An 8997-nucleotide genomic window follows, 5' to 3' on the forward strand; every position below is an offset into this window, starting at 1 on the left:
ACCCTTTCACAACATGCAGCAATTGCGTTTCCTCCAGACGAGGTAGCCAAAGTCCTCGCCTTTGACGGGAAACGACTTGCCGGTGTGGGGGATGATCGTCGTCGCCCCGATGGGGGCGCAGGCGTAGCGTCCCTTCACGGTGGAGACCGGATTGGTCATCTGCAGCCGGTACTGCTGCTTCCTCATCACCGGCATCAGGTACTTGTGGCACAGCGCCTTCGAACCCATCGTCCCCCAGGCGAGCGCCTGGCGGTGAACCTTGTAGAGCATGCGCTCCGCGACAAGCCGCGAGGCCTGGACCGGGCTGACGTGCGCGGAGACATGGCCATTGAGGGGATACATCGAGCCGTTGCAGCCAGCGCACCAGAACATCTGATCTATCGGGAGCTTCGCGTTGGAAGCCACGCAGTCCGCCGCGCAGGCGGCCGTGGCGATCGGGTTGGCGAAGAGCGCGACCTCGGGATTGAGGATCGAGGTCAGTGCCGAATCCTGCCAGAGCGGATCAAGCTCGGTTACATAGGCAACATCGAAGGTGGTCTGCTCGAAGCAGAGAAAGTCGGTGAGGATCTCCATCCAGTAGAGCAGCGGATAGATGTAGTAGTGGGCTTGCCACTGCGACGAGTTCTGGGTCTTGCCGCCGACCTGGCTGCGCCCCTGGACATGGCCGTTGCCGATATCGAAGCCGGGGTTGAGCCCGATCCCGCCGAGGTTGGGGAAACACCAGGCCTTGTTGGTGACATCGACGAGTCGCACCGGCTCCCAGAAGCCCACCGAGATGCCGATGCGCGGGATCGGCGAGCCGCAGGCGCACAAGGGAAATGTCGGGTTCTTGGGATCAGGGCGTGAGCCCTTCCAGATCGAAAGCCCGCCGATTGACAGCGGAAACAGGCACGACCAGCACACGTCGGTGATCGGATTGACGAACTTGCCGTGGCAGGTGGCGTTCGCCCTGGCGGGTGCGGCGCCAAGCATGGCGAGCGCCAGCACGGCGAGAGTGGCAAGCGCCAGTCGGCGCAGCCGCTTCATGCCTCCGCTCCCCGATCATGCGCTGCGTCTGCTCGCGCTTTGGCGCGAAAATATACGATCCCCATCACCGGGGTCGCCAGAGCGAGCAGCAGCGCCGGAAGCGCGCCCAGCGGACCAAACAAGCCGACGCTGGCCTGGTTAAGGGTGACCGCGAGGGCAAGCGACGCGCAGAGGAAGGCCCAGGTCCAGCGCAGCCTCTTGAGGCGCGGCGTCTCGGGCGCGGCCATCGGGGTCAGCAGGAATGCGAGCAGCGGATGCCTCATGACGCGCGGCCTTTGGGAGCAAGCGGCACTTCGCTGACCTTGAGCGCCTTGACGCCGCTCGAAACTGCAGCCCCGGTCACGACCGCTGGCGTATGGCGGATGCCGAACCTGGCGGTCAGCTGCCCGCCCTGGTCGAACCAGAACCGGCGCTGGTAGGGCTTCATCGCATCGAAGGGCGAACCGGCGACGAAAATCACCTTGGCGCGTGCCGCGCTGTAGGTCCTCACCGCCCAGTCGATCTGGGCGGCATCGGTGCCGTCGACAAAGACCAGGTCCTGGCCGAGAGACACATGATCAAGCGGGTTCACCCGGGTGCCGCGCGGCGCGATAAGCTGGCCCTTGGCATCGACAATGTCGTCCTCGAGCACCATCGAGGGGTCGTAGAGCCATTCGCGCCGCGCCGTCGCGGGCGTGAGCCCCTCGACCGGTTTGGGGCGGCGCACGCTGGCGACGGCCTGTTCGCGCATCTGGTTTTGCAGCCGCTCGATCCCGCCATTGGCTTCGAGGGTCCGAAGCCGCGTCTCGATCGTCGCCAGAAGATCGGTTTCGATGATCGGGAAAGTCTCGCCCATCTGTCCGTGGTCGGCGGCGCTGACTGCCGAGGCGGCTGGCCATCCGGCAAGCGCGGCAAGGCCGAGCGCGAGGACAAGGCGGGTCCGCCGCCTCACAGCAGCGCATCCCCGGTGCCGACGATCCGGTCGGCGCAGACGAAGCCGATTGCGGCATAGCGGCTGTCGAACCCGTCGGGATGCGCCGTACCGAGATAGTAGCAGCGCTCGGGGATCGGCCCGGTCGGCCCGGGCGCCAGCGTCTCGCCACGTTTGGTCAGGGGTTTGAGCGTCGCGACCGTTTCGCCGTTGACCTTAACCCGGTTGCCCTCACGCGTCACCACATCGCCCGGCACGCCGAGCGCGCGCTTGGCGAAGGGCGCGGGGTTTTCCCCGAAATGCGCGGTGATGAGCGCGCTCTTCGGCGGGTTGAACACGACAAAATCGCCGCGCTGGGGCAGCCGGCCCTTGTCGATGAAGAAGGCCCAGTTGGGGAGCGACTCGGTGGTGTTGATGAGCACCGCGTGCTCGTCGCGCCATTGTGAAAGCGCCGAGCTGGCGGCAAGACCTGCGCCGAGCACGCCGATCGCGAGCCATCGCGCGCGCTGGCCGAGCTTGGCGGGCGCGGCCGGGGCGGAGAGCTCAGTTGCCGGGGGCATGGAGCGGGTTTCCGGTGGGAACATTGGCGGCGGTCGGGGGCATGGCCATCGCCGCCCGCATCGCGCCCATGACATCGCCGGCATTGGCCGTGGCCGCCTGCGGCATCTTGACCCGTGCATAGACCTCGCGGCGCAGCTCGGCGGTGATGTCGGGGACTTCGCCTGCGAGCACCGCCTCGCCCACCAGCACGATCTGTCCGGCCTGCCCGCGCGCGGCAAGGTTGCGCTGGATCTCGGCCATGAAGGCCCTGGTCTCGGAGGTGACCTGCTCGGGCGGGGTTGCCGAACGTGCCTGGGCCTGGACATATTCGCCGACCAGCCCCGCGAGCTGGACCTTGGCCATCGGTGGCAGGTCGCCAGCAGCAAGCACGTTCTTGGTCACCCAGGCGCCCCAGAGCCCTGCGACAACGAGGCCGCCGACAAGCGCGACCGGTATCCAGCCCAGTTTGCGCGTGTTCGCCGGGCGCGGGGCGACTGGCGGGTTCTCGCCTGACCGCTCGCCCGCTTCCTCGAACAACGGGCCATCGCCGCTCGGCGCCTTAGACCTGGCCATCGGCAGTCTCCTTGCTGTGGGGGATGAGATCGCGCAGCGCGTGGCGGCGCAGCACACCGATCACGAGGAAAAGCACGGCGCTGGCGATCCAGAATTGGGTTTCGAACGCCGCTCGGCGCTCGAGATCCGCCGCGACATAACGCGCCGCGAAGTTGCCCAGGTGGAGGACGGCACCGGCAAAGGTGAACTCGCCCAGCATCACGAAGAACAGCACCCAGAGCGCGGCGACGATGGCCGAAGAGGTCGTGAGCCAGCCTGCAAGCCGCAGCGCGGCATAGCAGGCGTCCGCCCAGCGCGAGGCTGGCGCCGGACTGGCCGAAGGGACCGCAGCGGTCATTCGGCTGCCTCCCTGAATTCATCGGCATGGAAGTCGGGCGCGCCGGGTTCGGGCGGCACGAAGTCGGGGAAAGCAACGCGTTCGATCGCATCGGGGAGCGCCAGCCCCTCGCGCACCCGCTCCTCGATCTCGGAGAAGACCCTGGGGCTCGAGGAATAGAGCGTCGCCGAATAGGGATCGAGCACGAGCCGTCCAACGCAGAGCGTCTCGGGCCCCTTGATCAGGACATCGGAATACTCGGTGCCATTGCGCTTCAGCGAGCGCAGCAGCGTCTCGGTATAGCGGTCCATCTCGAAACGCTGGTGTTTCGCGAGATCATTGATCGTCTCCTCCTTCTGCTGGAGCACGACCGACCAGTCCGAGTTCTCAAGCGCGGCGAGTGAGCCTTCGGACTTGTAAAAGTCATTCAAGGACTGCGTTGCGGTGATGAGCGAGCCGCCATACTTGCGGCAGGTGCGGGCATAGGTCTCGATTGCCTGGCCCATCTGCCCGCCCCCGAGCAATTGCCAGGCCTCGTCGATCATGGTGAGCTTGGGCACCGAGCGGTCGAGATCGCGCATGACCCTGAGGGTCAGGAACATGAGCGCGGTCAGCGCGACCGAGCGCAGTTCGGGCTTCGAGGAAAGGTCCGAGAGCTCGAACACGGTGAGCCCCGCCGAAAGATCGATCGAGCAGGCGCCGGCAAAGAAGCGGCCATAGGTGCCGCCGGTGAGGAACGGCGCCATGGCGTCGGCGAGATCGCCGGCGAAGGGCGATGGCGCCGAGCGCAGCGCTGCCGCGACATCATCGATTGTGCCGGCGCGCTGCTTCTCGCGCCAGACCGCGCTCACGGCCGAATCAATGAGCCCGCGCTCGGTGTCGGAGAGGCGGTCCTGCTGGCGCGCCATCTGGCCGATGATCGCTTTGAGCATCGCGAGGCATTCGACCTCGTAGTCCTCGCCGTCCTCGTCGCTGGTCAATGCGGCGGCATCGATCATGTCGAAGGGATTGAGCGAGAAGCCCGAGGAGAGCTTGAACTCGACGAAAGCCCCGCCGAAGGCCTTGGCCATGTGCTCGAACGAGCGTCCGTCGTCGATGACGATAACCTTGGCGCCAGCGCCCGACATCGCGGCGCAGACGTCCTGAAGGAAGACCGATTTGCCCGAACCCGACTTGCCGAAGACCGCGACGTTGTGGTTGCCCGCCTGGTTCTGGAACGGCGACCAGAAGAAGGGCTGGCCGCGCCGGCCGATGAGGAGCACGTGCGGGATCGGCCCGCCCATGTGTTCGCCCTGTAAGGGGGCGATCGAGGCGGCGGTCGTGGTCAGCATGGTCTTGAAGCGCTTCATGCGCCTCAGATCCGCCGTCAGACCGTTCGGCAGCGACAGCGGCATGGCGGCGAGCAGCCCCATGACCTGCAAATAGCGTTCGTCGATGAGGTCCCAGCCTGCCGCCTTGTAGACCGATTTGACGAGCCGCTCGTTGACGTCGCCCTTGCCGAGCGGCGAGAGCGCGCCGACCCCGTAATAGACCTGGGCGAGCTTGCGGCCCTGGCGGATCTGGCCCTGGACGTACTGCCACTCGTCGCGCTGTTCGGAAAGCTGGGGGAGAAAGCGGGCCGAGCGGCTGTCGGCAAGGCTGGTGGTGCGCATGACCTTGAGGCCGGTGCGCGAGGCGACGGCCTCGTCGTCCTGGAAGACGAGGCCCATGACGGTCATGACGTTGCAGCCGAAGCGCAGCTTGTCGTTGACCATGTCGCCGATGATCTTCTGGACGTCCCACGGCGCCCATTGCTTGGGCAGGTGCCGCACCGCGAAGAAGCGCCAGTCGAAGGCGTCGGGGACGACCTCGCCGATCACCGGCGCGCCGTCGACATTTTCTCCGGTGGGACGGAAGCGCTCGGTCCTCAGCACGATTCGGTCGGGCGTGACCTGGGTCTCGAGATCGCGCCTGATGCACTGGACGTTGATCGGGTCGAGCTCGGAATAGTGTTCGGGCCGGTCGGCATTGTCGACAGAGGGGCAGAGAAAATCGTCGAGGAAGGCGATGAGCTCGACCGGCCCCATTTCGCGCGCCGGGATCGAAAGCGCCTGGCAGGTGCCCTTGAGGCTCTCGCGCACGCTCGACAGCACGTCGGCACCGATGGACCCGCTGAGCCTGGCGCCGACCGAGAGGATGAGGCGGGTGCTGCGCACGAAGAACGGTGCGTCGCGCGAGATCGACATCCAGGCTCCGCGCCTCAGCCAGCGCGCGCGGTGCGCGGCGGCGCGGCCATAGACGCCCTTGGCGACAACGCGCGGCATGACCCAATCGGCGATGCGGGTTCCGACCGACGGGCTCTGCCAGTGGATCAACTGGATCTCACAGCCAGAGGGCACCGCATCCGACAGGAATTGCGTGAGGATTTCGCCGCTGCGCTCGTCCGCTCCCATCATCGGGGCGAGTTCGAGGATGAACCCCATGGACTCGGTGTTGATGAACAGACCCGACTTCGCGTCGTAGCTGCGGTAGGGCAGCCAGTTTGCCAGCATCGGCGCGCCCAGCAGCGGCCGGTCGGCCTCGGGCCGCGCGCTCTCGCCGAAGAGGAGATCGAGGAAGCTGTCCCAGAAGCCGCGCCGCGCCATGGTTCTACTCCTCGACCTTGCCGGAGAAGGACGCGGGAGGATTGGCGGCCGTGGGTGTCGGGAAAGGAGCTTGTGCCGCGCCCTGTGTCGCGCCCTGTGCCGCAGCAGGTTCCGCGTCTCCCGGTTTGGCGGCGGTGCCGCCTTGGACGGGTGATGGCGCGGATGGTTGGCCAGCCTTGGTGGCGCCCCCAAGCCGTGCTTCGACCTCGGCCCTGATCGCATCGACCGGCGAGCCTGCCGACCTCGCAGCGCCCTTGGCCCGTGCTTCGGCCACCACCCTGGGATCGGGCAGGGCTCCCGATGGCACGGCACCTGGGCCGGGCAGTCCGGCTTGCTCGTCAGGCTTGTGGCTAACGGCAGACTGTGGATCGCCGGGCGGATTGGCCTGCTGCGCAGCGAGGGGCGCAGCGGCATCAGCGTCAGCTTGGGCCTGCGCCGCACCCTGCTCGCCCGAGCTGGCGCCGGACAGCTGCATCCAGCCACCCGCATCGGCGACGGTGTGCACTACCCGCGGCTCGTGAAAATTGCCGGAGCCATCGACATAGGAGGGGAACACCACCTTGAGCACGCGGCGCTCGCGGTGGGCGACACCTGGCCCGGCTGCGGCGATCCTGCCGCTGCCGGTCGGCATCAACCGGGCGCTCTGACCTGAGGTCCGTGACTGGGGCCGGAAATAGGGCCCTGAGGCCGGCACCATCGGGCGCGCATTCTGGATGACGGCAAGCGCCTGGTCGTCGATCACGGTCGAAGGCGCGCAGGTGCCGCCGGGCGCGCTGCAGGCAAAGTTGCCCTTGATGTTGCCGCCCCAGAGGCTCGTGCAGGCCGCCATCTGCGTCGCGGCCAGCCCGAGCGCGGCCACCTTCGCCGCGCGTGCAAGGCCCGGCCGCGCTGCATATCCGTGCGACTGCCGCGCAAGAAGCATCTCGATCTGCCCCGCGAGATTCCAGAGCGCCAGCCCGGCCTCGAGCGTCACGCTGTCCTGCGACAGCGCGATATGCCCCGCCGAGCGCTGCCAGGCACGCTGGCGCAGCAGCATGAGTTCGCGGGGGGTGAGCGCCCTGCCCCTGCCTTTGCCACTGTCGCTTGCGAAGGCTGCGACAAGATTGTGCCAGAGGGCGATTGCCTCCGATTGACCAAGATTCAGGGCCGGAAGCCGCACCTGTCCCCGCGAGCGGCGCTGCACCGCGCGCTGGAACACTGACTGTTGCCGGGGCGTGAGAAGCGTCATGAGCGCACGGCCTTGAGCCAGGTTTCGAGAACCGCGCGCGGGCGGTAGCCTTCGATCACAGCGCCGTCCGAGCGCACGATCACCGGGGTTCCGGCAATCCCGGCCTCGCGGGCGAAGCGCTCGTTGGCATCGAGCGCCGAGGTGTCGCAGGGCTTGCTGTCGGCGATGGCTGCGCCGGCGTAGGCCGCCTTGACCGCGCGGGAGCGGTTGCGCGCGCAGAACACCTGGTTGGCAAGGTCGCGGCTGCCGAGCACCGAGATCGGCCGCTCGATCACCCGCACGTTCATCGCCTCGAGCTCGGCCGAGAGCGCCCGGCAATAGCCGCAGCGAAAATCGCTGAACACCGTAACGGTCTTGCCGGCGGGGTTGCCCCAGACGATGCCGCCAGCCTCGGGCAGTTCGGCGAGCGACATCGTCCGGGGGGACCCCTGCGCGCCTGTCTCACGCGCAGCGGAAGTATTGAGCCCGCGGGCCGAAGCCTGCGTGGTTTCGGCTTCGCGGCGGCTGCCTGCCGCCCCGCCGACGAGGAGGTCAGGGTTGACCTCGAGCAGGCGCACGGCGGTCAGGTCCTGGCGGGTCTGCATGTCGTAGACCCGCCCGATCATCAGGTAGCGCGCGGTCCGGTCGACGTAGAATAGCTGCGAGCCGGCGGTCACTTCGCAGACCCCGTCCACCACCTGGCAATTGACGCGGGAGACCGCGGTGCGGGGCAGGCGCTCCTTGAGCAGGCTCGCCACCGCCACATCGGCTTGCGAAGGGCGGCGCTCGCCGCCCTCGGCACTGGCCCAGACCAGCGAGGCGCCGCTGCCGAGCGCCATGGCCGCAAGCGGCCAGGCCAGACGCTTGACGGCGCGTTTCGTGGGCTTGAGCCGTTTCAGATCAGCAAAGTGGAACGTCATCGCCTTCACTCCTCATCCGTTGATGAACACGCCCTCGAGGAAGACGATCTCGACATCGATCCCGGTCGGCATCTCGATCACGGGCTGGTACTGCTCGGCCCGCTCGATCAGGTATTTGGAGACCATGTCGGCCGAGGTCGCGACGCCTTCGCCCAATCCGCCTTCGAGGATTTCACCCGTGCCGAGCTTCTGGCGCTGGCCATTCACATTGACGTTGGCGCCCTGGAGGACCGAGCTGGTGTTGGCCGAGAACCCGCGCCCGAACCCGCCGGCGAGCCCGGCTAGGAAAGCCTGGCCGACGAGTGCGCCTTCGCGGCTGACCACCCGGCCCCTCACCCCGGTCTTGCCGCCAAAGGCGATGAAGCCCTTGACGTCCGAGACCGCGTAGCGGCCGCCCGGCTGCGGGCAGGTCATGCGCTGGAGCTTCACATAGACCTTCTCCGAGGAGAGGTCGGCGCGCGCCGCGCCGTTGACGAGGCAGCCGGCGATGTTGGTCGTGAGCAGCCGCCCCTTGTCGTAGACCGAGCGCGCCGGCCCCGTGATGCGCAGCACGACGGGGAGCGGATCGGTCTGGCTCTGGACCCCGGCATTGGCATCGACGCCGACGATCACCTTGGCGACTGCAATTGAATTGGGCGGCAGGTAATTGGCGCTGTCGGTATAGACCGTGTTGCCCCTCGGCACCGGGGTTCCAGTGCCGCTCGTCGCGCCTTCACCGAAAGAGACGAGACTGACCTCGCCGCCGCGCGCGATAGGAAGCCCGGCGGCAGAAGCTGCAGCCTGCCCCGCAGGCGTGTTTGGCATTCCCGCGAGGCGTGGGGCGCCCGCCACCTGGTAGCTTGGCGGACTGGTTCGCCCGTAAAGTGCATTGGGCCCGGAAT

General features: G+C 67.5%; 10 protein-coding genes. All 10 read right to left on the minus strand.

The features are described 5' to 3' along the window. Nucleotides 1-6 precede the first annotated feature (6 nt). Nucleotides 7-1026 (minus strand): conjugal transfer pilus assembly protein TraU, encoded by a 1020-nt coding sequence (gene traU, locus NSE01_RS19025; RefSeq protein ID WP_147161212.1) that lies wholly within the window; start codon nt 1024-1026, stop codon nt 7-9. Further along, nucleotides 1023-1289 carry a hypothetical protein gene (locus NSE01_RS19030; RefSeq protein WP_147161213.1) on the minus strand — a complete coding sequence of 89 codons (267 nt, stop codon included), beginning with the start codon at nt 1287-1289 and terminating at the stop codon, nt 1023-1025. Before NSE01_RS19030 ends, traU begins: the two co-directional genes overlap by 4 nt. Continuing rightward, nucleotides 1286-1957, minus strand: coding sequence for a type-F conjugative transfer system protein TraW (gene traW, locus NSE01_RS19035; protein WP_246135293.1), 672 nt, complete (start codon nt 1955-1957; stop codon nt 1286-1288). Before traW ends, NSE01_RS19030 begins: the two co-directional genes overlap by 4 nt. After that, entirely contained in the window at nt 1954-2496 is a 543-nt protein-coding gene (locus tag NSE01_RS19040; RefSeq protein ID WP_147161214.1) for a S26 family signal peptidase, read from the minus strand. Before NSE01_RS19040 ends, traW begins: the two co-directional genes overlap by 4 nt. Next, the gene (locus NSE01_RS19045) at nt 2480-3049 is read right to left on the minus strand and encodes a type-F conjugative transfer system protein TrbI (RefSeq protein WP_147161215.1); all 570 of its coding nucleotides are present in this window, start codon (nt 3047-3049) and stop codon (nt 2480-2482) included. The genes NSE01_RS19040 and NSE01_RS19045 overlap by 17 nt, the downstream gene beginning before the upstream one ends. Beyond that, nucleotides 3036-3386 (minus strand): hypothetical protein, encoded by a 351-nt coding sequence (locus tag NSE01_RS19050; RefSeq protein WP_147161216.1) that lies wholly within the window; start codon nt 3384-3386, stop codon nt 3036-3038. The genes NSE01_RS19045 and NSE01_RS19050 overlap by 14 nt, the downstream gene beginning before the upstream one ends. Continuing rightward, complete coding sequence (gene traC / locus NSE01_RS19055) at nt 3383-5989, minus strand: type IV secretion system protein TraC (RefSeq protein WP_147161217.1); 2607 nt, start codon at nt 5987-5989, stop codon at nt 3383-3385. Before traC ends, NSE01_RS19050 begins: the two co-directional genes overlap by 4 nt. 4 nt (nt 5990-5993) lie before the next feature. Beyond that, nucleotides 5994-7217, minus strand: coding sequence for a hypothetical protein (locus tag NSE01_RS19060; protein ID WP_092960364.1), 1224 nt, complete (start codon nt 7215-7217; stop codon nt 5994-5996). Beyond that, entirely contained in the window at nt 7214-8116 is a 903-nt protein-coding gene (locus NSE01_RS19065) for a DsbC family protein (protein WP_092960362.1), read from the minus strand. The genes NSE01_RS19060 and NSE01_RS19065 overlap by 4 nt, the downstream gene beginning before the upstream one ends. 12 nt (nt 8117-8128) lie before the next feature. Then, a partial coding sequence (locus NSE01_RS19070; protein ID WP_218033307.1) for a TraB/VirB10 family protein occupies nt 8129-8997 on the minus strand: 869 nt, incomplete at its 5' end.

The sequence above is a fragment of the Novosphingobium sediminis genome, assembly GCF_007991615.1.
GTDB lineage: Bacteria > Pseudomonadota > Alphaproteobacteria > Sphingomonadales > Sphingomonadaceae > Novosphingobium > Novosphingobium sediminis.

Coding starts and splice junctions, on each gene's coding strand:
- traU (WP_147161212.1), bottom strand. CDS start 1,026: ATGAAGCGGCTGCGCCGACTGGCGCTTGCCACTCTCGCCGTGCTGGCG.
- NSE01_RS19030 (WP_147161213.1), bottom strand. CDS start 1,289: ATGAGGCATCCGCTGCTCGCATTCCTGCTGACCCCGATGGCCGCGCCC.
- NSE01_RS19040 (WP_147161214.1), bottom strand. CDS start 2,496: ATGCCCCCGGCAACTGAGCTCTCCGCCCCGGCCGCGCCCGCCAAGCTC.
- NSE01_RS19045 (WP_147161215.1), bottom strand. CDS start 3,049: ATGGCCAGGTCTAAGGCGCCGAGCGGCGATGGCCCGTTGTTCGAGGAA.
- NSE01_RS19050 (WP_147161216.1), bottom strand. CDS start 3,386: ATGACCGCTGCGGTCCCTTCGGCCAGTCCGGCGCCAGCCTCGCGCTGG.
- traC (WP_147161217.1), bottom strand. CDS start 5,989: ATGGCGCGGCGCGGCTTCTGGGACAGCTTCCTCGATCTCCTCTTCGGC.
- NSE01_RS19060 (WP_092960364.1), bottom strand. CDS start 7,217: ATGACGCTTCTCACGCCCCGGCAACAGTCAGTGTTCCAGCGCGCGGTG.
- NSE01_RS19065 (WP_092960362.1), bottom strand. CDS start 8,116: ATGACGTTCCACTTTGCTGATCTGAAACGGCTCAAGCCCACGAAACGC.